Annotated in this window: 22 protein-coding genes, 4 tRNA genes and 1 pseudogene; 14 read left to right on the top strand and 13 right to left on the bottom strand. The window is 60.9% G+C overall.

The features are described 5' to 3' along the window. Positions 1 to 20 precede the first annotated feature (20 nt). Genes pilB through yacG form a run of 5 tightly spaced genes read left to right on the top strand, consistent with a single transcriptional unit; the run spans position 21 to position 4,638 of the window. Complete coding sequence (gene pilB / locus B0E42_RS10595; protein ID WP_018609265.1) at positions 21 to 1,721, top strand: type IV-A pilus assembly ATPase PilB; 1,701 nt, start codon at positions 21 to 23, stop codon at positions 1,719 to 1,721. Between the two features lie 2 nt (positions 1,722 to 1,723). Continuing rightward, the gene (locus B0E42_RS10590; RefSeq protein ID WP_053181952.1) at positions 1,724 to 2,941 is read left to right on the top strand and encodes a type II secretion system F family protein; all 1,218 of its coding nucleotides are present in this window, start codon (positions 1,724 to 1,726) and stop codon (positions 2,939 to 2,941) included. Position 2,942: 1 nt separating this feature from the next. Beyond that, entirely contained in the window at positions 2,943 to 3,812 is an 870-nt protein-coding gene (locus tag B0E42_RS10585; RefSeq protein ID WP_053181955.1) for an A24 family peptidase, read from the top strand. Beyond that, positions 3,812 to 4,435, top strand: a complete 624-nt coding sequence (coaE, locus tag B0E42_RS10580) for a dephospho-CoA kinase (protein WP_033062721.1) — start codon at positions 3,812 to 3,814, stop codon at positions 4,433 to 4,435. Before B0E42_RS10585 ends, coaE begins: the two co-directional genes overlap by 1 nt. Further along, positions 4,432 to 4,638, top strand: a complete 207-nt coding sequence (gene yacG / locus B0E42_RS10575; RefSeq protein WP_018609255.1) for a DNA gyrase inhibitor YacG — start codon at positions 4,432 to 4,434, stop codon at positions 4,636 to 4,638. The genes coaE and yacG overlap by 4 nt, the downstream gene beginning before the upstream one ends. Here yacG and B0E42_RS10570 read toward each other — a convergent pair. From B0E42_RS10570 to B0E42_RS10560, 3 genes are all read right to left on the bottom strand, one after another. Next, complete coding sequence (locus tag B0E42_RS10570; protein ID WP_013694234.1) at positions 4,635 to 4,850, bottom strand: hypothetical protein; 216 nt, start codon at positions 4,848 to 4,850, stop codon at positions 4,635 to 4,637. The genes yacG and B0E42_RS10570 overlap by 4 nt on opposite strands. A 63-nt stretch (positions 4,851 to 4,913) precedes the next feature. After that, complete coding sequence (locus B0E42_RS10565) at positions 4,914 to 5,600, bottom strand: energy-coupling factor ABC transporter permease (protein ID WP_024618762.1); 687 nt, start codon at positions 5,598 to 5,600, stop codon at positions 4,914 to 4,916. Positions 5,601 to 5,641: 41 nt separating this feature from the next. After that, positions 5,642 to 6,052, bottom strand: coding sequence for a tautomerase family protein (locus B0E42_RS10560; protein WP_003205679.1), 411 nt, complete (start codon positions 6,050 to 6,052; stop codon positions 5,642 to 5,644). A 151-nt stretch (positions 6,053 to 6,203) separates the two neighbouring features. On the opposite strand from B0E42_RS10560, the gene B0E42_RS10555 reads away from it, so the two are divergent. The 5 genes from B0E42_RS10555 to B0E42_RS10535 all read left to right on the top strand — a co-directional run bounded on the left by B0E42_RS10555 (position 6,204) and on the right by B0E42_RS10535 (position 10,430). Next, positions 6,204 to 7,103, top strand: coding sequence for a LysR substrate-binding domain-containing protein (locus tag B0E42_RS10555; protein WP_077506350.1), 900 nt, complete (start codon positions 6,204 to 6,206; stop codon positions 7,101 to 7,103). Between the two features lie 591 nt (positions 7,104 to 7,694). After that, complete coding sequence (locus B0E42_RS10550; RefSeq protein ID WP_003205682.1) at positions 7,695 to 8,321, top strand: DUF1780 domain-containing protein; 627 nt, start codon at positions 7,695 to 7,697, stop codon at positions 8,319 to 8,321. Beyond that, positions 8,318 to 8,845: an MOSC domain-containing protein gene (locus B0E42_RS10545; protein WP_053181958.1), complete on the top strand. Its 528-nt coding sequence runs from the start codon at positions 8,318 to 8,320 to the stop codon at positions 8,843 to 8,845. Before B0E42_RS10550 ends, B0E42_RS10545 begins: the two co-directional genes overlap by 4 nt. A 52-nt stretch (positions 8,846 to 8,897) precedes the next feature. Continuing rightward, positions 8,898 to 9,071: a DUF3094 domain-containing protein gene (locus B0E42_RS10540; protein ID WP_003185543.1), complete on the top strand. Its 174-nt coding sequence runs from the start codon at positions 8,898 to 8,900 to the stop codon at positions 9,069 to 9,071. Between the two features lie 60 nt (positions 9,072 to 9,131). Further along, positions 9,132 to 10,430: an NAD(P)/FAD-dependent oxidoreductase gene (locus tag B0E42_RS10535; RefSeq protein ID WP_018609242.1), complete on the top strand. Its 1,299-nt coding sequence runs from the start codon at positions 9,132 to 9,134 to the stop codon at positions 10,428 to 10,430. A gap of 211 nt (positions 10,431 to 10,641) precedes the next feature. Here B0E42_RS10535 and B0E42_RS31725 read toward each other — a convergent pair whose 3' ends face one another. The 9 genes and pseudogenes from B0E42_RS31725 to rluD all read right to left on the bottom strand — a co-directional run bounded on the left by B0E42_RS31725 (position 10,642) and on the right by rluD (position 17,662). Further along, a complete protein-coding gene (locus B0E42_RS31725; RefSeq protein ID WP_371915892.1) occupies positions 10,642 to 11,505 on the bottom strand; it encodes a methyl-accepting chemotaxis protein in 864 nt (287 codons plus the stop codon). Continuing rightward, positions 11,497 to 12,267 (bottom strand): annotated as a pseudogene (locus B0E42_RS31720) (MCP four helix bundle domain-containing protein); the annotation flags it as partial. The pseudogene B0E42_RS31720 and the gene B0E42_RS31725, both read right to left, overlap by 9 nt. Before the next feature lie 147 nt (positions 12,268 to 12,414). Continuing rightward, positions 12,415 to 12,491 (bottom strand) — tRNA-Pro (locus tag B0E42_RS10525). Positions 12,492 to 12,584: 93 nt separating this feature from the next. Beyond that, positions 12,585 to 12,660 (bottom strand) — tRNA-Lys (locus B0E42_RS10520). Between the two features lie 5 nt (positions 12,661 to 12,665). Further along, positions 12,666 to 12,742, bottom strand: a tRNA-Pro gene (locus B0E42_RS10515). A gap of 7 nt (positions 12,743 to 12,749) precedes the next feature. Further along, positions 12,750 to 12,825: transfer RNA gene (locus tag B0E42_RS10510), tRNA-Asn, on the bottom strand. A gap of 457 nt (positions 12,826 to 13,282) precedes the next feature. After that, positions 13,283 to 15,847, bottom strand: a complete 2,565-nt coding sequence (gene clpB / locus B0E42_RS10505; RefSeq protein ID WP_077506349.1) for an ATP-dependent chaperone ClpB — start codon at positions 15,845 to 15,847, stop codon at positions 13,283 to 13,285. A gap of 130 nt (positions 15,848 to 15,977) precedes the next feature. Further along, positions 15,978 to 16,703 (bottom strand): peptidoglycan editing factor PgeF, encoded by a 726-nt coding sequence (gene pgeF / locus B0E42_RS10500; RefSeq protein ID WP_077506348.1) that lies wholly within the window; start codon positions 16,701 to 16,703, stop codon positions 15,978 to 15,980. Beyond that, positions 16,700 to 17,662: a 23S rRNA pseudouridine(1911/1915/1917) synthase RluD gene (rluD, locus tag B0E42_RS10495; RefSeq protein ID WP_003205696.1), complete on the bottom strand. Its 963-nt coding sequence runs from the start codon at positions 17,660 to 17,662 to the stop codon at positions 16,700 to 16,702. Before rluD ends, pgeF begins: the two co-directional genes overlap by 4 nt. Positions 17,663 to 17,812: 150 nt before the next feature. Here rluD and B0E42_RS10490 point away from each other — a divergent pair, with 150 nt between their 5' ends. The 4 genes from B0E42_RS10490 (at position 17,813) to B0E42_RS10475 (ending at position 22,109) form a co-directional block, all read left to right on the top strand. Then, positions 17,813 to 18,829 carry an outer membrane protein assembly factor BamD gene (locus B0E42_RS10490; RefSeq protein ID WP_018600938.1) on the top strand — a complete coding sequence of 339 codons (1,017 nt, stop codon included), beginning with the start codon at positions 17,813 to 17,815 and terminating at the stop codon, positions 18,827 to 18,829. Between the two features lie 124 nt (positions 18,830 to 18,953). Next, a complete protein-coding gene (locus B0E42_RS10485) occupies positions 18,954 to 19,187 on the top strand; it encodes a PP0621 family protein (RefSeq protein ID WP_014340265.1) in 234 nt (77 codons plus the stop codon). Beyond that, positions 19,177 to 20,766: a nitrogen regulation protein NR(II) gene (locus B0E42_RS10480; protein ID WP_024619500.1), complete on the top strand. Its 1,590-nt coding sequence runs from the start codon at positions 19,177 to 19,179 to the stop codon at positions 20,764 to 20,766. The genes B0E42_RS10485 and B0E42_RS10480 overlap by 11 nt, the downstream gene beginning before the upstream one ends. Next, positions 20,763 to 22,109 carry a sigma-54 dependent transcriptional regulator gene (locus tag B0E42_RS10475; protein ID WP_018600947.1) on the top strand — a complete coding sequence of 449 codons (1,347 nt, stop codon included), beginning with the start codon at positions 20,763 to 20,765 and terminating at the stop codon, positions 22,107 to 22,109. Before B0E42_RS10480 ends, B0E42_RS10475 begins: the two co-directional genes overlap by 4 nt. A 91-nt stretch (positions 22,110 to 22,200) precedes the next feature. Here B0E42_RS10475 and B0E42_RS10470 read toward each other — a convergent pair whose 3' ends face one another. Beyond that, positions 22,201 to 22,566 (bottom strand): DUF6124 family protein, encoded by a 366-nt coding sequence (locus B0E42_RS10470; protein ID WP_077506347.1) that lies wholly within the window; start codon positions 22,564 to 22,566, stop codon positions 22,201 to 22,203. Positions 22,567 to 23,371 lie beyond the last annotated feature (805 nt).

Below are 23,371 nucleotides of genomic sequence, written 5' to 3'. Positions count from 1 at the left end.
TGTTCGCCGCCGGGATTCCCATGAATGACATCGCCCTCAGCGGCCTGACCAAGCAATTGGTGTTGGCCGAACTGCTCACCGAGCAAAGTGCGCAACAGGCGTATCAACAGGCCCAACGCAGCCGCATCCCCCTGGTCAGCTACCTGGTGCAGAACAAACTGGTCCAGAGCCGCCAGGTCGCGGAGATTGCTTCGGAGCATTTTGGCGTTGCCCTGCTGGACCTCAACAGCCTCGACAAGGAAACCCAACCCACCGGCCTGGTCAGCGAGAAACTGGTGCGCCAGCACCACGCCCTACCGCTGTGGCGGCGTGGCAACAAGCTGTATGTAGGTATCTCCGACCCCACCAATCATCAGGCCATCAACGACATCCAATTCAGCACCGGCCTGACCACCGAAGCCATCCTGGTGGAGGACGACAAGCTCAGCGACGCCATCGAAAAGTTTTTCGAGTCCAGCAGCACCGGCCTGGAAGGCATGGGCGATGTCGACCTCGACGGCCTGGACATCGAATCGATCGACGACACCAGGCAGGACTCCATCGCCGGCCAGGACACCGACGATGCGCCCGTGGTGCGCTTCGTCAACAAGATGCTGCTGGACGCAATCAAGGGTGGCTCTTCCGACTTGCACTTCGAGCCCTATGAAAAGATCTACCGGGTGCGGGTGCGCACCGACGGCATGCTGCGAGAAGTGGCCAGGCCGCCGATCCAACTGGCCAGCCGTATCGCCGCACGCCTGAAAGTCATGGCCAGCCTGGATATTTCCGAGCGGCGCAAACCCCAGGACGGGCGCCTGAAAATGCGCCTGTCGAAAACCAAGTCCATCGATTTCCGGGTCAACACCCTGCCCACGCTCTGGGGCGAAAAAGTGGTGATCCGGATCCTCGACCCGTCCAGCGCACAAATGGGCATCGATGCCCTGGGCTACGAACCGGACCAGAAAGACCTGTACATGGCCGCCCTCAAGCAACCGCAAGGGCTGATCCTGGTGACCGGCCCGACCGGCTCGGGCAAGACCGTGTCGCTGTACACCGGGCTGAATATCCTCAACACCGTGGACATCAACATTTCCACCGCCGAAGACCCGGTGGAAATCAACATGGAAGGCATCAACCAGGTCAACGTGAATCCGCGCCAGGGGCTGGATTTCGCCCAGGCCCTGCGCTCGTTCCTGCGCCAGGACCCGGACGTGATCATGGTCGGCGAGATCCGCGACCTGGAAACCGCCGAGATCGCCATCAAGGCCGCCCAGACCGGGCACCTGGTGCTCTCCACCCTGCACACCAACAGCGCCGCCGAAACCCTGATCCGCCTGCAGAATATGGGCATTCCGGGGTTCAACATCGCCACCGCCGTGCACCTGATCATTGCCCAACGGCTGGCGCGCAAGCTGTGCAACCACTGCAAGAGAGCCATCGAGATTCCCGAAGAAACCCTGCTCAAGGAAGGTTTCAGCCGGGAACGCATCGGCACATTCACGATCTATGAGCCGGTCGGTTGCGAACAGTGCAACCAGGGTTACAAAGGGCGCGTGGGGGTTTACGAAGTGGTCAAGAACACGCCCGAGCTGCAACGGTTGATCATGGCCGAGGGCAACTCGCTGGAAATCGATCTGCAGATGCGCAAGGACGGCTTCAATGACCTGCGCACGTCGGGGCTGCTCAAAGTGATGCAGGGCGTCACCAGCCTCGAAGAAATCAACCGGGTCACCAAGGATTAAGCATGGCGGTCAAGGCAGTAAAAACCGACGTCTATACGTGGGAAGGCAAAGACCGCAAAGGCGCGAAAATGGCCGGCGAGCTGACGGGTCAGAGCCCGGCCCTGGTCAAGGCACAGCTGCGCAAACAAGGCATCAACCCGCAGAAGGTGCGCAAGAAATCCACCTCGATATTCAGCAAGGGCAAGCGCATCAAGCCGCTGGATATCGCCCTCTTCACCCGCCAGATGGCCACGATGCTCAAGGCTGGCGTACCGCTGCTGCAAGCGTTCGACATCATCGGCGAAGGCTTCGACAACGCCAACATGCGCAAGCTGGTGGACCAGGTGAAGCAGGAAGTTGCCGCTGGCAACAGCTTCGCCGCCTCGCTGCGCAAATGCCCACAGTATTTCGACGACCTGTACTGCAACCTCGTCGACGCCGGTGAACAGGCCGGCGCCCTGGACACACTGCTGGACCGGGTCGCGACCTACAAGGAAAAGAGCGAAGCCCTCAAGGCCAAGATCAAGAAAGCCATGACCTACCCGACGGCGGTGATACTCGTCGCAGCGGTGGTCACCGGCATCCTGCTGGTCAAGGTGGTGCCACAGTTCGAATCGGTATTCTCCGGGTTCGGTGCGCAGCTGCCGGCCTTCACGGTGATGGTCATCGGCCTGTCGGAGTTCATGCAGGAATGGTGGTGGATGCTGCTTGGCGGCTTGGCGGGGGCTTTTTTCGGGGTGAAATATGCCCTCAAGCGTTCCCAGGCGTTTCGTGACTGGCGAGACACATGGCTGCTCAAGCTCCCGTTGATAGGTACCTTGATGTACAAGTCTGCGGTGGCTCGCTATGCCCGCACGCTCTCGACGACATTCGCCGCTGGCGTGCCGCTGGTCGAAGCCCTCGACTCGGTATCGGGTGCCACCGGCAATGTGGTATTCAAGCGTGCCGTGCAGCGCATCCGCCAGGACGTCTCGACCGGCATGCAGTTGAATTTTTCCATGCGCGCCTCAGGGATCTTTCCGAACCTGGCGATCCAGATGACCGCCATCGGCGAGGAATCCGGCGCGCTGGACGACATGCTCGACAAAGTGGCGAGCTTTTATGAGGCCGAGGTGGACAATCTGGTGGACAACCTCACCAGCCTGATGGAACCCTTCATCATGGTGGTCCTGGGGGTGGTCGTCGGTGGCCTGGTGGTTGCCATGTACTTGCCCATCTTTCAACTCGGCTCTGCGATCTGACATGCCCCTGAGCGAATTCTTCGTGCTGTACCCCCTGGCTTTCGTGCTCGTTGCGGCATTGCTCGGCCTGATCATCGGCAGTTTCCTCAACGTGCTGGTGTGGCGCCTGCCGAAGATGCTCAACCGCGAATGGCGCCTGCAAGCCCACGACCTGCTGGGCCTGCCGGCCGAAACCCCGGGCCCGATCTACAACCTGATGCTGCCCCACTCCCAGTGCCCGCACTGCGGCCATCGCATCCGCGCCTGGGAAAACATCCCCCTGCTCAGCTACCTGATGCTGCGCGGTCGCTGCTCAAGCTGCGCCGCGCCCATCGGCAGGCGTTACCCCCTGACCGAAGTGGCCTGCGGCGCGTTATCGGCGTTCGTCGCCTGGCATTTCGGCTTTGGCTGGCACGCCGCGATGGTGATGGTGTTGACCTGGGGCCTGCTGGGCATGAGCCTGATAGACGCCGAGCATCAATTACTGCCCGATACCCTGGTGCTGCCGTTGTTGTGGCTGGGCTTGATCATCAACAGCTTCGGACTCTTCGTGCCCTTGAACCAGGCGATGTGGGGCGCCGTGGCCGGCTATCTGGCGCTGTGGTCGGTGTTCTGGGTGTTCAAGCTGATCACCGGCAAGGAAGGCATGGGCTACGGGGATTTCAAGCTACTGGCGATGCTCGGCGCCTGGGGTGGCTGGCAGATCCTGCCGCTGACGCTGCTGCTGTCGTCGCTGGTGGGCGCCGTTGTCGGGGTGATTGTGCTGCGCTTGCGTGATGCTCCCGGGTCGACGCAGATCCCCTTTGGACCTTATCTGGCCATTGCCGGCTGGATTGCCTTGCTCTGGGGTGGTCAAATAACCGACTTCTATTGGCAGTCTGTCGGTTTTTAATGAATACCTCAGTGAAAAAACCCTGGATTCTCGGCCTGACCGGTGGCATCGGCAGCGGCAAGAGCGCAGCGGCCCAGCATTTCATCGACCTGGGCGTGCACGTCATCGACGCCGATCATGCGGCGCGCTGGGTGGTCGAACCCGGGCGCCCGGCGCTGGCGAAAATCGCCGAGCATTTCGGCCCCGGCGTATTGCAGGCCGACGGCGCCCTGGACCGGGCGGCGCTGCGCAAGCTGATCTTCGAGAATGCCGATGAACGCCGCTGGCTCGAGGCGCTGCTGCATCCGCTGATCGCCGAGGAAATCGCCCATCATCTGGCCCAGGCACAATCGTCCTACGCGATTCTGGTATCGCCACTGCTGATCGAGTCAGGGCAGTACACCATGACCCAGCGGATCCTGGTGATCGATGCGCCGGAACAACTGCAGATCGAACGTACGTTGCAGCGCGACCAGACCAGCGAACAGCAGGTCCAGGCGATTCTCAAGGCCCAGTCCAGCCGCCAGGATCGCCTGGGCCATGCCGACGACGTGGTGGTCAATGATCGCGACCTCGCCTGGCTGCACAGCGAGGTCGAGCGCCTGCATCACTTTTACCTTACTTTGCGTGGAGGCCAATCATGAGCCAGACCCCAACCGTTGATTGCCCAACCTGCGGCGCCCCTGTGGAATGGAGCCCGGAGAGCACATTCCGGCCGTTCTGTTCTGATCGCTGCAAACTGATCGACCTCGGCGCCTGGGCGTCGGAAGAACATAAGATTCCGGTCAGCCCCGACGCCGAGGACGAGCTGTTCAGCGAAGACTTCGAGCCTCGCTCACATCATTAAGGCCGCATGAAACCGTAGTCCTGTTCATCGTCGAGGTTTTCCGCCAGGAAACTCAACTCATCGGCCAGGTCTTCAGGGCTGCGCACTGTCTTGCTCTGTTGCACGATCGCACTGAGCAAGGCACGCAGGCTCAAGCCCGGGTCAAAACCGATCTCCATCGCGGCATCGTGACTACGCCTGATCTCTTGTCTCGCCCACTCATAAACACTCATGGTTGTGCTCCTGGAAATTTTCCAAAGCATGAAGGGCGTGTGGTGGTGCAGCCTTGACGTGAATCAAGGCTTGTCATCATCGTTCCACGGAGCCGACAGGTAGCGCGTGCGGTTGAAGGTCTCCAGCCATTCGGGACTGAACACCACCAACGCACTGATCACCATGCCGTTGATGAAGGCCTCGGGGAAGATGATCAGCCAGAGGTAGCCGACAAAATCTTCCAGCCAGTAAGGCATGGCGAATATACCGTCGTACCACAGCAGGCCAAGTCCCAGCAGCAGGCACGCCAACGCCGAAAGCGCGGCGGCGAGAAACCCCGAGCAGAAGATATACACGAACAGATTGCGCGGCTGGGCGCGCTCCACCAGGATCGCGCAACATTCGGTGACCAACACCGGCAACAGGATCAGCAGCGCACCGTTGATCCCTACCGCCGCCATGTCCTGACGGCCCAGCAGCACAAGCGCGAGCTGCGCGCACAGGCCACCGAGGATCGCCAACGGCCAGTCCAGCAACAGCGTCACGGCAGTCATGCCGATGAAGTGATACGAAACGCCGGTATCGAAATCCCGGCGCACCAGCCACAGCATGAACAACGCCAGCACCGTGCCGAACAACAGATGCTGGCGACGGCTGTCGGTGAACAGCTCGACCCACGGCGCCCGCACCACGGCCCAGACCAACACCGGCACATACATCAGCCAGCCGGCCGCCAGGGTCTGCGGTGAAAGCAGTTCGGCACCGATCATGGGCTACTCCTGCGAGAACTTGAACGCCGTCCGCGCGCTACTTAAGTAGCGACACTTCCTGGCTGTTGTACCAAGGCCATTGCAAACTTGCCAAAGCCTACCGACCAATCCGAATAGTCATTCTCGTGCATGAAGATGAAAACGTCTTGCGGACGAACCTGGGCTTGAACCCCGAGATTGTCCGCGATTTTTTTGTAGAGCTCGCGCTTCATCGCATCACTGCGGCCCCTGCGCATCGTAATCTCAATCACGATCAAATGGTCTGAACGAGCCACACCGTTAAACGTGCGGCTGTAGAAAAACTGTTCAGGGTCGTAGTCCGTGACCAGGTTGAACAATTCATCCTCGGGCATACCAATGCTCTCGACCAGCGCTTGGTGTATGCCATCGACGATGCGCTGACGTTGTTGCTGGCTGGTGCCCTTGATGACGGCGGTACGAACGAATGGCATGTGAGGTGCTCTCAATTTGATAGGGAATGCCCCTCAATCCTGGCGACCCGGAACAGTCGGCAAACACTGCAGGAACTGGGGAATTCTGCAAAATCCGCGCGATACCTGATATCGATTTATGCGCTCGATGTAATTGAGTTAAAGTCACTTTATGAAACGTCGCCTCCCCCCATTGAATGCACTGCATACCTTCGAGGCCGCTGCCCGACTGGGCAAAATGATCGCGGCCGCCGAGGAGCTGTCTGTCACGCCTGGCGCTGTGAGTCGCCAGGTACGCCAGCTGGAGCTGAGCCTTGGCGTGGACCTGTTCGAAGGCCCAAAAAACAAACCTCAGCTCACCGTAGCCGCAAGAGAACTGCTGCCGGAACTGACGGCCGCACTGGATCAGATCGAGGCTGCGGTGAGCAGGGTCCGAGACACGGCGACAGGCACCTTGGACGTGTCCTGCTTCAGCACCTTTACGGTCAAGTGGCTGATACCGCGTCTTTTCGACTTCAATACGACTTACCCAGAGATCAAGATTCGCCTGAGCTCACCGGTTCACGGGACCGATCCGGGCCGGGATCGCTATGACGTGATGATCACGGCTGAACAGGGCGTCGTGGGCGAACAGAAAAACACGGTCAGGCTGTTTCCTGAACGATTGGGCGTCGTGTTGTCGCCCACCTTGTCCGCGCGAATTCAATTGACCGACTTGGGCTCGATTTTCCGCCATCCCCTCCTGCATACCAAAACCCGTCCGGATGCCTGGGCAAATTGGGGGGATGCGATTGGACACCAGGCCACTGCGCCGGCCGGGCTGGAATACGAGCATTATTACTTTACGTTGGAGGCGGCGATTGCCGGCCTGGGGATTTGTGTCGCACCGTGGCATCTGGTGGCCGACGACATTCGCCTTGGCCGCCTGGTGGCACCGTTTGGGTTTCGCCCGAGCCGCTACGTCTATGTTGCTAAGCGCAGCGCGCAGCAGAGCAAGAAGCTGGATTTGTTTTGCGCTTGGTTGGCGTGTCAGGCTGAACAGGATGATCTATTGGGCCCTGCCTGGGGGTAATGCTGTTCACTTGAGCGCTTATCGGAATTTTATCTTCCATTCCTAGGGCTGTTTCAGGGTGGTGCGTATATCCATTTCTTCGGTAACGGCTACTTAGGGTTGCGCCCTGACGGCGGGTCACTTTCGAAAAGCCCGGAAGCCGGCCCAGTCGAAAGTAACCAAAGCGCTTCTGCCCCACCACTCGGTGCCTCGCCCAGGCTCGGCATGCCTGAACGAAGGCATTGCTCCGTGGGCCGCCGCGAAGGGCTATCCATGGCCCAGCGCGGCTAACCCGGTCGTACATCCGTTAGCTCTGTGGGAGCAAAGCTTGCTCGCGATAGCGGTCTGTCAGGCAACATCAATGTTGAATGCGCCGACGTCTTCGCGAGCAAGCCCGCTCCCACAGGTTTTGCGGTATGCATGAGTTTTGTGTCTGCTGAAGATTCAGTGTGGGAGCGAGCCTGCTCGCGATAGCGGTGGTGCAGATGCATGGAGGCTTGGCCCCTTGCTTTAGGCTCTAAGTGAGCAGCATTACCCGGCCCGGGCGGAAATTTGCCCCTTCACTGCACGCTTTATTTTTTTTGATCACATTTGAACGCTAAGCTTGGGCTCATGGATGACTCCGATTACTTACGCCTGCTGACCATCGCGGCCGAGCAAGCCAACGCCTTTCTCTCCAATGCCCGCAAATGGGAGCGTGAGCGTTGGGTCTGCCAGCGCCTGCTGCAGGGGCTGAACGTGCCTTACCGCGCCGACGAGTTCGCGCCGGCCGGCGAGCCGCCGGACGTGTTGTTTCGCGATGCCAACTTCGAGGTGTTTTTCGTGCTCGACGAGGGCCGGCGCCTCAATGACGAATGGCGCGATGAACTGCAACGCCGTCGCAGCGCCTTTTCCCTGAGCCAGCTGGTGCGTCGCGAGGCCAAGCCGCGGCGGATCCCGGCCAATGAGTTCCTGATGCGGCTGGCCCCGACCTTGCGCAAGAAAGCCCATAACTACACCGAGCGCGGCATGGACCTGGGCGACCTCGACATCATCGCCTTCGCCAGCCTCAAGCGCGAAGTGCTGGACCTCAACAGTCACTTCCCACCGCCGACCGAATACCTGCGCCAGGGCTGGCGCTCGCTGTCACTGGTAGGGCCGACGTTCGCCCGGGTGCTGTTCGCCCACCCTGACGCGCCGGACTTCCTGCGCAGCAACCTGGGTCGCAGCATTGTTTTCGATGTCGGGATCAGCCTGTGAGCCCACTGCAGGAACTGATTGCCGCTGTGCCCCAGCAAGGCCGCGTACGCTGGATTGGCGTGCGCCCCCAGGGCCATGCACCGATGATCGAACTGGACGCCGTGGAGGCCCGCCTGGAGGCTGGGCTGACCGGCGATCATGCCCGCCCCGGCGTGCGCAATGCGCGGCAAGTGACGCTGATCCAATGGGAGCACCTGGCCGTGATCGCCTCGCTGATGGGCCGTCCCGAGGACCGGCCCGTGCTGCCACAGGAGCTGCGACGCAATATTGTGGTCAGCGGCATCAATCTGTTCAGCCTCAAGGGCCGGCGCTTTCGCATTGGCCAAGCCATTTTTGAAACCACCGGCTGGTGCCAGCCGTGTGCTCGATTGGAGCGAAACCTCGGCGAAGGTACGTTCCAGGCGGTACGCGGCCATGGCGGAATCACCGCACGGGTGTTAAAAAGTGGAATCATTCGCCTGGACGACAGCCTGATCGTCGAACCCGTTCCGGCGAGCGGCTACGCTGCTTTCAATGCCGGCTAGCCGGACGCTGTAACGTCTTCACATTCCGCAACGTCTACCTGACGAGGCCTTTATGACCAGTCGCCTGAACCCAGATGACCAGAAGCATGTCGAAGAGTACCTGCAACTGTCCCAGCACCGAGTCGAGCGCCGGCCTTTCCGGCCGTGGATGCTCCTGGTGGTGGTACTGGCCGTGACCATCGGCCTGGGCCTGTTGAGCCGACTGATCAGTTACCTGACGCTATGAGCCGCTTGATGCTCGCGCAGGTAACGGCACTGATTTCCTTTAGCCTTGCGAGATATCCCCATGACTCATCGTATTGTCATCGTTGGCGGCGGCGCCGGCGGTCTGGAGTTGGCTACCCGTCTGGGTAAGACTCTGGGCAAGCGCGGCACGGCCAGTGTGATGCTGGTCGACGCGAACCTGACCCACATCTGGAAACCGCTGCTGCACGAAGTGGCCGCCGGCTCCTTGAACTCCTCCGAAGACGAACTCAACTATGTCGCCCAGGCAAAATGGAACCACTTCGAGTTCCAGCTGGGGCGCATGAGCGGCCTGGATCGCGAGCGCAAGAGAATCCAACTGGCCGCCACCTATGACGAGGCCGGCGTCGAGCTGTTGCCAGCCCGGGAACTGGGCTACGACAGCCTGGTGATTGCCGTCGGCAGCACCACCAATGACTTCGGCACCGAAGGCGCGGCGCAGCACTGCCTGTTCCTCGACACCCGCAAACAGGCCGAGCGCTTCCATCAGCAATTGCTGCACCACTATCTGCGGGCCCACGCCGGGCAAACCGATATCGTCGAGCGCATCAGCGTCGCCATTGTCGGTGCCGGTGCGACCGGGGTCGAACTGGCCGCCGAGCTGCACAATGCCGCCCACGAACTGCACGCCTACGGCCTGGACCGGATCAAACCGGAGAACATGCACATCACCCTGATCGAGGCGGGCCCAAGGGTCTTGCCGGCACTGCCGGAGCGTATCGGCGGCCCGGTGCACAAGACCCTGGAAAAACTCGGCGTCAACGTCATGACCAACGCCGCCGTCAGCCAGGTGACCGCCGACAGCCTGATTACCGCGGATGGCAAAGTGATCGACGCGAGCCTGAAAGTCTGGGCCGCCGGGATTCGCGCCCCGGACTTCCTCAAGGACATCGACGGACTGGAGACCAACCGGATCAACCAGTTGCAGGTGCTGCCCACGTTGCAGACCAGCCGCGACGAGAACATCTTTGCCTTCGGCGACTGCGCCGCCTGCCCGCAACCCGGCAGCGAGCGCAACGTCCCGCCCCGCGCCCAGGCCGCGCACCAGCAGGCCTCTCTGCTGGCCAAATCCTTGAAGCTGCGGATCGAAGGCAAGGCCCTGCCCGAATACAAATACACCGACTACGGTTCGCTGATCTCGCTGTCGCGGTTCTCGGCGGTGGGCAACCTGATGGGCAACCTGACCGGCAGCGTGATGCTCGAAGGCTGGCTGGCGCGGATGTTCTATGTGTCGTTGTATCGCATGCACCAGATGGCGCTGTACGGCATGTTCCGCACGGCCATGCTGATGCTGGGCAGCAAGATCGGGCGTGGGACTGAGCCTCGGCTGAAGTTGCACTGAGGATAAAAAGCGAAGCGTCAACCGCTTGTGGTGGCGCTGAGCTTTAGAGGTGCATCGCCTGTTCCATCGTCTTCGCGAGCAAGCCCGCTCCCACAGGAGATCGAGTACTTCATGAGTACGCGATCAACTGTGGGAGCGGGCTTGCTCGCGAAGACGGCAGTGCAGTCAATATTTATCTAAACGATAAAACTCGATCTGCACAGCCAATCCATCAAACCTGAAACCGCTGCACCATCGTGCGCAGCGAATTCGCCAGCTGCGACAACTCATGGCTGGACGCGCTGGTCTGGTCCGCGCCAGATGCCGAGCGCACCGACAAATCACGAATGTTCACCAGGTTGCGATCCACCTCGCGGGCCACTTGTGCCTGTTCTTCGGCGGCGCTGGCGATCACCAGGTTGCGTTCGTGGATTTCATTGACCGACGCCGTGATGGTCTGCAACGCGTCCCCCGCCCGCTCAGCCATGGCCAGGGTACTGGCGGCGCGACTGGAGCTGGCCTGCATGGAGTCGAGTGCCTGGGTGGCACCGCTGCGCATGCCCTGGACCATTTGCTCGATTTCCTGGGTCGATTGCTGCGTGCGATAAGCCAGCGCCCGCACTTCATCGGCCACCACCGCAAACCCACGTCCGCTCTCACCCGCCCGGGCCGCTTCGATGGCCGCGTTAAGGGCCAGCAGGTTGGTCTGCTCGGCGATGGCGCGGATCACGTCCAGCACCTTGCCGATATCCTGCGATTGGTTGGCCAGGGATTGCACCAGGCCACCGGTCACCTGCACATCGCTGGCGAGGGCGCCGATGGCGTCGACCGTATCGCTGACCCGCTGCTGCCCAAGGGACGCCGACTCACTGGACTGACGCGTGGCATCGGAGGTGGAGACCGCATTGCGCGCAACCTCCTCCACGGCAGTGGTCATTTCGGTGACGGCGGTGGCGGCCTGTTCGATTTCGTTGTTCTGCTGTTGCAGGCTGTGGGTGCTGTCGAGCGTGACGGCGTTCAGCTCATCGGCTGCGGTGGCCAGTTGCGCGGCCGAACCGCTGATGCCCTGCAACGTCTCACGCAGATTTTGCTGCATGGCCGCCAATGCCTTGAGCAATCGACTCACTTCGTCGTTGCCATGGGTCTCGATTGGCCGGGTCAGGTCACCCCGGGCGACGTTCTCCGCAGCGTTGAGCGCCTCCCCCAAGGGTTTGACGATACTGCGCGTGAGCAGCATGGCCAGGGCCACCGTGGCCAGGGCGGCGAGCACAACGAACAGGCTGACGATCATGCGGGAATTGGCGTAGTGCTCCTGGGACTTCTGGCTCTCGATGGACACCTGCTTGGAGAATAGCTCCGCCAGGTCGTTGAGCTGCTTGCCGGAACCGTCCACCACGGTCTTCATGTCCACCAGCAGCAGCTTGATCAACTCGTCCCGCCGCCCTTGTTCGGCCAGGGTGAAGGATTGGGCGATACCCGTACGGTAAGCGGCAAAGGTTTGCTTGAACTGGTCGTAGAGGGCCTTGCCTTCAGGCGTCACAACGAGCTTTTCGTAGGCCGCGATTTTTTCGCTCAGCTCCTTGTCACGCGTGTCCATCTGCCCGCGATACACCGCAACGTTCTTCGGGTCCTGGTCCAGGGCCATGCGCAGGGAAATGGTGCGGATCCGCAGCATCCACTCGCGGATCTCATCACCGCCGCGAATGCTCGGCAGCCACTGGGTTTCCACCGCGACTTCACTGTCACGAATACTCGACATCTGCCCCAGCGCGAACACCCCGAGCAATGCCACCAGCACGGCGATCAAGGCAAAACCCAACGCGGCACGTGGGGCGATATTCAACTGACGAAGAACCATAGGGAATGCCTTTTTTTATTGTTGGCCTGAAGTGGGGCCAGGCCCCTGTCGGCGGGTTATCGGCAGGTTGTACGATGTCTTAAGTCCTACCCACTTTATCGCAGGCAAAAAAAATCCCCGTATCTTTCGATACGAGGATTTTTAATATGGTCGGGGTAAGGGGATTCGAACTCCTGACATCCTGCTCCCAAAGCAGGCGCGCTACCGGACTGCGCTATACCCCGGTAAAAAAAAGGCGACCTTTGCAAGTCGCCTTCTCGATCAGGGCTTTTGGCCTCTGATCTTAAGATTCGATTCCAGCGAACTGGTTTCAAAAATGGTGGGTCGTGTGGGATTCGAACCTACGACCAATTGGTTAAAAGCCAACTGCTCTACCAACTGAGCTAACGACCCAAAGATGGTCGGGGTAAGGGGATTCGAACTCCTGACATCCTGCTCCCAAAGCAGGCGCGCTACCGGACTGCGCTATACCCCGATTGAAATGGCTCCGTGACCAGGACTCGAACCTGGGACCCAATGATTAACAGTCATTTGCTCTACCGACTGAGCTATCACGGAACTGATATTTCAAGTTGAAACATTGAAGCTAGCTTCAACCTCTTCTACCCTTACGCATCGCTGCGTTCGTGTGTCTGAGGCGCGCTATTCTACAATCTTAAAAACCTCTGTCAACCCCTTAAATTGCTTTCAAGACAATGATTTGCAACTTATTTTGGATTCCTTCTCAGCGAGAAGTAACCCTTGGGGTGACGTACTGCGGGGCGCACTTTACAAGCCTTTTCCTTTGAGTTCAACGGCCTGATGAAAAAAATGGCCTCGCAAAGCAAACACGCCCTGTGGCAAGCGATGGACTGTGTAGGAGCTGCCGAAGGCTGCGATCTTTTGATCTTTCGCTTGAGACTCAAGTGTCTGGGGAAAGATCGCAGCCTCGTTGCACTCGACAGCTCCTACATAGCTCCTACAGCACCCTCCAGCGAGAGCAAGTTCCCTCGCCACAAAAGCCCTGTCAATCGACTCAGTCAAAGACGATTTCGTCGTTCTCCACTGTACCGGTCACGGTTTCGCCCGGCATGAAACGACCCGACAGGATCAACTGCGCCAGCGGGTTTTCGATCCAGCGCTGGATCGCCCGCTTCAGCGGCCGCGCGCCATAGACCGGGTCGTAACCCACCGCAATCAGCTTGTCCAACGCCTCGTCGCTCAACTGCAGTTTCAGCTCACGTTCGGTGAGGCGACTGCGCAGGCGACCCAACTGGATCTCGGTAATGCCGGCAATCTGATCACGGGCCAACGGCTCGAAGATCACCACTTCGTCGACCCGGTTGATGAACTCCGGCCGGAAGTGCGTAGAGATCGCGTCCATCACCGCCGCGCGCTGCGCCTCGCGGTCGCCCACCAGTTCCTGGATCTGCGTCGAGCCCAGGTTGGAGGTCATCACGATCACCGTGTTGCGGAAGTCCACCGTGCGCCCGTGGCTATCCGTCAGGCGACCATCCTCCAGCACTTGCAGCAGGATGTTGAACACATCCGGGTGCGCCTTCTCGACCTCATCGAGCAGGATCACCGAGTACGGCTTGCGACGCACGGCCTCGGTCAGGTAACCCCCCTCTTCATAACCGACATAACCTGGTGGCGCACCGATGAGCCGTGCCACGGAATGTTTCTCCATGAACTCGGACATGTCGATGCGCACCATGGCCTCTTCGGTGTCGAAGAGGAACTCGGCCAACGCCTTGCACAGCTCGGTTTTACCGACCCCGGTCGGGCCGAGGAACATGAACGAGCCGCTCGGCCGGTTCGGGTCCGACAGCCCGGCACGGGAACGACGCACGGCGTTGGACACCGCCACCACTGCCTCTTCCTGACCGATCACACGCTGGTGCAGCAGACTTTCCATCTTCAGCAGCTTGTCGCGCTCGCCTTCGAGCATTTTCGAGACCGGAATGCCAGTCCACTTGGAGACCACTTCGGCAATCTCTTCCTCAGTGACCTTGCTGCGCAGCAACTGGTTTTCGCTCTTGCCATGCTGGTCGACCATTTGCAGGCTGCGCTCCAGGTCCGGGATCACCCCGTACTGCAGCTCGGCCATGCGGTTGAGGTCGCCTTTACGACGGGCCGCTTCCAGTTCCTGGCGGGACTGTTCGATCTTCTGCTGGATCTGTGCGGAACCCTGGACTTCGGCTTTCTCCGAGTTCCAGATTTCCTCGAGGTCGGAATACTCACGCTCGTGACGAACGATCTCTTCCTGCAACCTTTCCAGACGTTTCTTCGCCGCTTCGTCGCTTTCTTTCTTCAGGGCCTGGGACTCGACCTTGAGTTGAATCAGGCGCCGCTCCAACCGATCCAGCACTTCGGGCTTGGAGTCGATTTCCATGCGAATGCGGCTGGCCGCCTCGTCGATCAGGTCGATGGCCTTGTCCGGCAACTGGCGGTCGGTGATGTAACGGTGGCTGAGCTTGGCCGCCGCGATAATCGCGCCATCGGTGATCGCCACCTTGTGGTGAACTTCGTAGCGTTCTTTAAGGCCGCGCAGGATGGCGATGGTGTCTTCCTCGCTCGGTTCCTCCACCAGCACTTTCTGGAAACGCCGCTCGAGGGCAGCGTCCTTCTCTATATATTGGCGGTACTCGTTGAGCGTGGTCGCGCCGACGCAGTGCAACTCGCCACGGGCCAACGCAGGCTTGAGCATGTTGCCGGCGTCCATCGAGCCTTCGCCCTTGCCCGCACCGACCATGGTGTGCAGTTCGTCGATGAACAGGATGATCTGCCCTTCCTGCTTGGACAGTTCATTGAGCAAAGACTTGAGCCGTTCTTCGAACTCGCCACGGTACTTGGCACCGGCGATCAACGCGCCCATGTCCAGGGACAACAGGCGCTTGCCCTTGAGGCCGTCCGGCACTTCGCCGTTGATGATGCGCTGGGCCAAGCCCTCGGCGATGGCGGTTTTACCCACGCCAGGTTCGCCGATCAATACCGGGTTGTTCTTGGTGCGGCGTTGCAGCACCTGGATCGTGCGGCGGATTTCATCGTCGCGACCGATCACCGGGTCGAGCTTGCCTTCCTCGGCGCGTTTGGTCAGGTCGACGGTGTATTTGTCCAGCGCCTGGCGCGACTCTTCGTGGTTGGCGTCGTTGACCGCTTCGCCGCCACGCAGGTTGTTGATGGCATTTTCCAGGGCTTTCTTGCTCACGCCCTGGCCGAGCAACAATTTGCCGAGCTTGCTGTTCTCGTCCATGGCGGCGAGCAGCACCAGCTCGCTGGAAATGAACTGGTCGCCCTTCTGCTGGGCCAGGCGGTCGGCCTGGTTGAGCAACCGCGCCAGGTCCTGGGACATGTTCACGTCACCGGTGGGATTCTGGATCTTGGGTAACTGGTCGAGCTCCTTGGCCAGTTCTTTGCGCAGGCTGTTGACGTCAAAGCCGACCTGCATCAGCAGGGGCTTGATGGAGCCGCCCTGCTGTTCGAGCATGGCCTGCATCAAATGCGCCGGTTCGATACCGGGATGGTCCAGGCCGACGGCCAGGGACTGGGCATCGGACAGGGCCAACTGTAATTTGCTGGTTAAACGATCAATACGCATGGGTCACCTTCCTAATGAGCAGGCCGGACCGTGGAAACATCCTGAGTGAAGAAACCTGCCAGATACCGTTATAGATGTGGTCGATTCTGGAAGATTCAAGCCGGGCGCCCTTGATACAGATCAGAGAAGTCTAGCGTTCGATCCAGATCAGCGAGGCGAAGCGACCGGTGCGCGGGTTGCGGCGGTAGGAAAAAAAACGAGGGTCGGTCACGGTGCAGAGACCGCCACCGTAGACGGCCGTGACACCGCGTGCGGCCAGGCGCAGCCGTGCCAACGTGTAGATATCGGCCAGGAACTTGCCGGCGTTGGGGCTCGCGGTAAAGGCTTGTGCCGCCTGGGGCAGTTGCACGATGAAGGCTTCACGCACTTCCGGCCCGACTTCAAACGCTTGCGGACCGATGGCTGGGCCAAGCCAGGCTAGGATTTCATCCGCGGGCACGGCAAGGCTGTCGAGGGTGGCTTCCAGCACGCCGTTCGCCAGCCCGCGCCAACCGGCATGGGCCGCCGCGACGCGGGTGCCGGCACGGTTGCAGAACAGTACGGGCAGGCAGTCCGCCGTCATCGCCGTGCAGGCGATACCCGGCGTGTCGGTCCAACTGGCATCGGCGGTCGCCACCTGGGCCGGGTCAGCCTCGACCACGGCAATGCCGTGGACCTGCTGTAGCCAGGCCGGGGTGATGGCGAATTGATCGGTGAGGCGACGACGGTTTTCGGCGACGGCCGCAGGCTCGTCGCCCACATGGTCGCCCAGGTTGAGGCTGTCGAACGGCGCCAGGCTGACGCCACCCACGCGGGTCGTGACGCAGGCCTTGACCCGGGCCGGCGCGGGCCAGTCGGGTGTCAGCCAGTCACTCATCCGATGAACGCCTCGCGGTCCTGCTTGAGCAACGTCAGCAACCAGACGAAGTCATCCGGCAACGGCGATTCCCAGCTCATGCGTTTGCCAGTCGTCGGATGATCCAACTCCAGGAAACGTGCATGCAGCGCCTGGCGCGGGAAATTCTTCAGCGATTCGACCATGGTCTGGCTGGCAGCCGGCGGAATACGGAAACGTCCGCCATAGGCCGGGTCACCCACCAACGGGAAGTTGATGTGAGCCATGTGCACACGGATCTGGTGGGTCCGGCCGGTTTCCAGCTTGACCCGCACATGGGTGTGGGAACGGAAACGCTCGAGCACGCGGTAATGGCTGACCGCCTGCTTGCCGCCCTCCATCACCGCCATGCGCTGGCGCTGCTGGCCGTGACGACCGATGGGGGCGTTGATCTTGCCACCGGCGGTGACGACCCCGATCACGATGCATTCATAGATGCGGCTGACGCTGCGGCTTTGCAGCTGTGTGACCAGCTGTGTCTGCGCCTGGATGGTCTTGGCCACCACCATCAGACCGGTGGTGTCCTTGTCCAGGCGATGGACGATGCCGGCACGCGGCACATTGATAATGTCCGGTACGTGGTGCAGCAAGGCGTTGAGCAAGGTGCCGTCGGCATGGCCAGCGGCCGGGTGCACCACCAGGCCCGCAGGCTTGTTGATCACCAGGATGTCATCGTCTTCATAGACGATGTCCAGGGCGATGTCCTGGGCGACCCATTCTCCCTGGGCCTCCTGTTCGGCAGTCAGTTCAAGAATGGCACCGCCGTGGACGATGTCGCGCGGACGAATCACCGCCCCATCCACAGTCAGGCGGCCGTCCTTGATCCAGGCGGAAAGGCGCGAGCGAGAGTGCTCGGCAAAGAGTTGTGCGGCGACTTGATCGAGGCGTTGGCCGCCCAATTCGGACGGCACCTCTGCGCGAAGTTCTATTTTATCGGACATGCTCGGACTGGGCGTCGGCACAGCCTTTGGTTTCGGCTGCGCGCTTGTGGTTAAATACGGCGTCTTTTGCCCCGAGGCTTTCAACGGGGCGCTCATCATAACAGGACGGCCCCGCCCAAGACAGCGGCCGTCATAGGGACGCAAGCCGCCATGCAAGTGAAACACCTGCTGCTGATCGCCATCCTCGCATTGACTGCTGCTTGCTCGTCGAAGGAAGTCGTAGACGAAAACCTGAGCGAAGTCGAACTGTACCAACAGGCGCAGAACGACCTGGATAACAACAGCTATACCAGCGCCACCGCCAAGCTGAAGGCGCTGGAGTCGCGGTATCCGTTCGGTCGCTACGCCGATCAGGCCCAGTTGGAGCTGATCTACGCCAACTACAAGAACGCCGAGCCGGAAGCTGCAAAATCCGCCGCCGAGCGTTTCATTCGCCTGCACCCGCAGCACCCGAACGTCGATTACGCCTATTACCTCAAGGGCCTGACCTCCTTCGACCAGGACGTCGGCCTGCTGGCGCGCTTCCTGCCGCTGGACATGACCAAGCGTGACCCGGGTGCCGCGCGCGACTCCTACAACGAGTTCGCCCAGCTGACCAGCCGCTTTCCCAACAGCCGCTACTCGCCAGACGCCAAGCAGCGCATGATCTACCTGCGCAACCTGCTGGCGTCCTACGAAATCCACGTGGCCGACTACTACCTGACCCGCCAGGCCTACGTCGCCGCCGCCAACCGTGGTCGCTATGTTGTAGAAAACTTCCAGGAAACCCCTTCGGTGGGTGATGGCCTGGCCGTGATGACCGAAGCCTACCAGCGCCTGCACCTGGACGAACTGGCAGCCACCAGCCTGGAAACCCTCAAGCTGAACTACCCGGATCACCCATCCCTGGTCGATGGCCAGTTCACCCCACGGGTCGACGAAGCGGACAACCGTTCGTGGCTGAGCAAGGCGACCCTGGGCCTGATCGAGTCCAGCCCACCGCTGCCGCCAGGCGAGACACGCGCCAACCAGGACGTACAGCGCCAGTTCCAGGATGCCAAGGAAGCCATCCCGAACGAACTCAAGCCCAAGGATGAAAATGGCGACGTGATCGAGGAAGAAGAGCCTGAAAGCGAGTCCAGCGACCGCTCCTGGTTCAGCTACATGACCTTAGGTCTGTTCGACTGAGGCTAAGGCCCATCAAAAAGGGAGACCCGACGGTCTCCCTTTTTTGTGCCCGGGTTTTATTGCGCTGTGCGCCGTTCCTGTCCTTGGCTAAACTGCCTGATCTCTAGCCAAAAAGCCGCCCATCATGCTTCGTTTACTGTTCTGGATCGCCCTGATTGCCGCCGCGGTATGGTTCTGGCGCAAGTTCAAGAGCACCTCCTCCGCGCCGAACGCTCCCCGCGAGCAGGACGCTCCGCCCATGGTTCGTTGCGCCCATTGCGGCGTACACCTGCCCCGTGACCGGGCGCTGGCCCTCGAACAACAATGGTATTGCAGCCAGGCTCACCTCGAGCAAGGCCCGGGCACTCGTGAGCGCTGAGGCCTCAAGCCCACGCGAAAAACAGGCGCAGCGCCTGCTGCGTCTCTATCACCTGTATCGTCTGAGCATCGGCATCACCCTGGTGCTGCTGATCTCCAGCAAACTGGACAACCGCCTGCTGGAGTTCGCCAATGACGACCTGCTGCGCAGTGGCAGTTGGTTGTACCTGGTGCTGAATATCCTGCTGGTGGTGTTCCTTGAGAACACCCGCCGCCCTGCCCGGCTGTTCGGCCTGGCCCTGACTGATGTGCTGCTGCTCTCGTGGCTGTTCTTCGCCGCGGGTGGTGTGCCCAGTGCCATCGGCAACCTGCTCATTGTCTCGGTGGCCATCGGCAACACACTGTTGCGCGGCCGCATCGGCCTGTTGATCGCGGCCGTCGCCACCCTCGGCATCGTCGGTTCGAGTTTCTTTCTTGGCTTGAGCGACTCGAACCGTCCCAGCAGTTATCTGCAGGCCGGCACCCTGGGGGCACTGTGCTTTGCCGCCGCGCTGTTGGTGCAAGGCCTGACCCGACGCTTGGAAGCCAGCGAAACCCTGGCCGAGCAACGGGCCAGCGAGGTGATCGGCCTGGAAGCGCTCAACGCCCTGATCCTGCAACGCATGCGCACCGGCATCCTGGTGCTTGACCGTGAGCGTCGGGTGCAATTGGCCAACGAAAGCGCGCTGAACCTGCTGGGCATGCACGATCTGGTGGGCCAGCAGCTCGACGATTACTCCACCGCCCTGGTCGAACGCCTGCAATTGTGGCGAAACAACCCCAGCCTGCGCCCGTCCAGCCTGACCGTTACCGGCACGGGCCTGACCCTGCAACCGAGCTTCATCGCCTTGGGGCATCAAGATCAGCAGCAGATCCTGGTGTTCCTTGAAGACCTGGCCCAGGTTGCCCAGCAGGCCCAGCAGTTGAAACTCGCGTCCCTCGGGCGCCTCACTGCTGGCATCGCCCATGAAGTTCGCAACCCCTTGGGCGCCATCAGCCACGCGGCGCAATTACTGCGCGAATCCGAGGAACTGAACGACGCGGATCGGCGTCTGACGCAGATTATTCAAGATCACTCCCAACGAATGAACCGCGTCATTGAAAACGTCCTGCAGCTGTCTCGCCGCCAGCAAACCACCCCCCAACGCCTCGACCTGCGGAGCTGGCTCGACCAGTTCGTCCGGCAGGCCCGCGAAAGCATGGCCGAGCACCAGCACTTGCACCTGAGCATCGACCCAGGGGACTACATCACGCTGATGGACCCCGACCAGTTGACCCAGGTACTCGACAACCTGCTGCGCAACGCCTGGCGCCACAGCGCCATGGCCCACGAACAGGCCGAGGCCTGGCTGAAACTGTTCATCGACCCCCATAGCCAGCTGTCCACGCTGGACATCATCGACAACGGCCCCGGTGTCACGCCCGAGCAGCAGGCGCATTTGTTCGAACCTTTCTTTACCACCAGCAGCCAGGGCACCGGCCTTGGGCTCTATCTGTCCCGTGAGCTGTGCGAAAGCAACCAGGCCCGCCTAGACTTCAAACCACGCCAAGGCGGCGGTTGCTTTCGCATCACCTTTGCTCACGGACGGAAACAGATTTGAATAATCGCTCACGGCAACGAATCCTGATCGTCGATGACGAGCCGGACATCCGCGAACTCCTGGACATCACCCTGGGCCGGATGAAACTCGACACCCGCAGCGCCAAGAACCTTGCCGAGGCCCAAGCCCTGCTGGCCGGGGATGCCTTCGACCTGTGCCTGACCGACATGCGCCTGCCCGATGGCACCGGCCTGGAACTGGTGCAGCACATCCAACAACGTTACCCCCAACTGCCCGTGGCGATGATCACGGCCTATGGCAGCCTGGAAACCGCCATCGACGCCCTCAAGGCTGGCGCCTTCGACTTCCTGACCAAACCGGTCGACCTGGGTCGGCTGCGGGAGCTGGTCACCAGTGCCCTGCGCCTGCCGCCGGTCGCCACGCCGGGCACCACCCTCGAGCGCAGCCTGCTGGGCAACTCGCCACCGATGCTCAGCGTGCGCAAGCAGATCGAAAAACTCGCCCGCAGCCAGGCACCAGTGTACATCAGCGGGGAATCGGGCTGCGGCAAGGAACTGGTCGCCCGGCTGATCCACGAACAAGGCCCCCGGGCCAACCTGCCCTTTGTACCGGTCAACTGTGGGGCAATTCCCACGGAGCTGATGGAAAGCGAGTTTTTCGGCCATCGAAAAGGCAGCTTCAGCGGCGCCATCGAGGACAAGCCCGGGCTGTTCCAGGCCGCCCATGGCGGGACCTTGTTTCTCGATGAAGTGGCCGACCTGCCCTTGGCGATGCAGGTCAAGCTGCTGCGAGCCATCCAGGAAAAAGCCGTGCGCGCTGTTGGCGGCCAGCAGGAAGAAGTGGTGGATGTGCGAATCCTCTGCGCCACCCACAAGGACCTGGACAGCGAAGTCGCCGCCGGGCGCTTTCGCCAGGATTTGTATTACCGGCTGAACGTCATCGAACTGCGCGTCCCGCCGTTGCGTGAACGCCGTGAAGACATCGAGCTGCTGGCCAACCACATGCTTCAGCGCCTGGCAGCCAACACCGGTAGTCCACCGGCCAAGTTGCATCCCCAGGCGTTGGACGCTCTCAGGAGTTACCGCTTCCCGGGCAACGTGCGGGAACTGGAGAACATGCTCGAACGGGCCTACACCCTTTGCGAACAGCAGCAGATCGAAGCGGATGATCTGCGTTTGGCCGAGGGCAATAGTACTACTGAGGCAGGTAATCCCGATTTGATGCAGGTCGACAACCTGGAGGATTACCTGGAAGACGTCGAGCGCAAGCTCATCCTCCAGGCGCTGGAGGAAACCCGCTGGAACCGCACGGCGGCGGCGCAGCGGTTGAAGTTGTCGTTTCGGTCGATGCGGTATCGGTTGAAGAAGCTTGGGCTGGATTGAGCCACGGTTTTGAAGCTCACGCTTACCCCTGTGGCGAGGGAGCTTGCTCCCTTGCCACGGGTTCGGCGTTCACCCTCTGTAACGCCGCTCTCTAGCCCTCCGGCACAGGTACCCGCTCGTCCAGAACACGATTGGCCAATAATTCACTCAACTCAATCAATTGCTGTACCCCCAAGGCGATATGCCGCCGCGAGCCTTCAAGTTCGAAGGCCAGGTCGCTGATCGTTGCGTTGGCGCAGGCCAGGGTTTCGCTGAGGTTGGTGAGGAGACATTCGGTGTCGATGCCGGCCACGACAGTGAACAACTGGTTTGAGGCGGGTTTCTTTTTGGTTTCGGGCTTTGGGCCGAGGTAATAGTCGAGGGCGCGTTTGGCGGCTTCATCAAGCCCTTTTGGGTTAAGGCTGGCGTCAGGAGAAGCGTTATTGGTTTCTGAAGGTGGTAGGGGTTTGTCACTCATTGCGGTACTCCAAAGAGGGAATGGATTACCAAGTTTTTCGGGCCGCGACGCCCGGACGCTGAATTGGCAGCGACGGGAAAAGGTTAGCCAGAGTTCTTCCCACCCGGCAACCGCCAGAACTCGTCGGAAAATTCGGCTCGAATCAGAATCTTGTCCGACCATTCCCACAAAGCTTGGTCGGCTGTGAGGGCGGTGTGTATATCCGTTTCTGCGGTAACGGCTACTTAGGGTTCCGCCCTGACGGCGGGTCACTTTCGAAAAGCCCGGAAGCCGGCCCAGTCGAAAGTAACCAAAGCGCTCATGCCCCACCACTTGGCACCTCGCCTAGGCTCGGTGTGCCCTCACTCCGGCATTGCTCCGTGGGCCCGCCGCGAAGGGCCATCCATGGCCCAGCGCGGCTAACCCGGCAGCCATGCCGGGTTGCCCACTCCACAATGCCTGCGTTCGGCCAGCGTGGTTAACGGGGCGCCCGAGATCAACGTCCACCGCGAGGCGGCCTAACAGCCGACCTGGTTCTTGATGGGGACCGCGTTCCTCCTGTGGGAGCAAAGCTTGCTCGCGAAGGCGATGGTTCAGTCACATGAATGTTGGGCTTGCTGGCCTCATCGCGAGCAAGCTCGCTTGTATGGTAGGACTTGAAGGGAGGAGGAGGGACAAAGCTCGATTCTGACTGTTAGCCGCAGTACAGACCGTGGGAGATTTCACCCCTCCTCCTTTCACCCAAGCGCCGATAAAGAATGCATCTGGCCTAGACCGACGATAGGAACAAGCCTGCGCCTCTGGGTGAACCCTTCAAGTGTTCAAA

Origin of the sequence: Pseudomonas sp. A25(2017) (genome assembly GCF_002001065.1) — a bacterium.
GTDB lineage: Bacteria > Pseudomonadota > Gammaproteobacteria > Pseudomonadales > Pseudomonadaceae > Aquipseudomonas > Aquipseudomonas kilonensis.
Note: the sequence above shows the minus strand (reverse complement) of the source record. Positions and strands in the feature narration are given on the sequence as shown.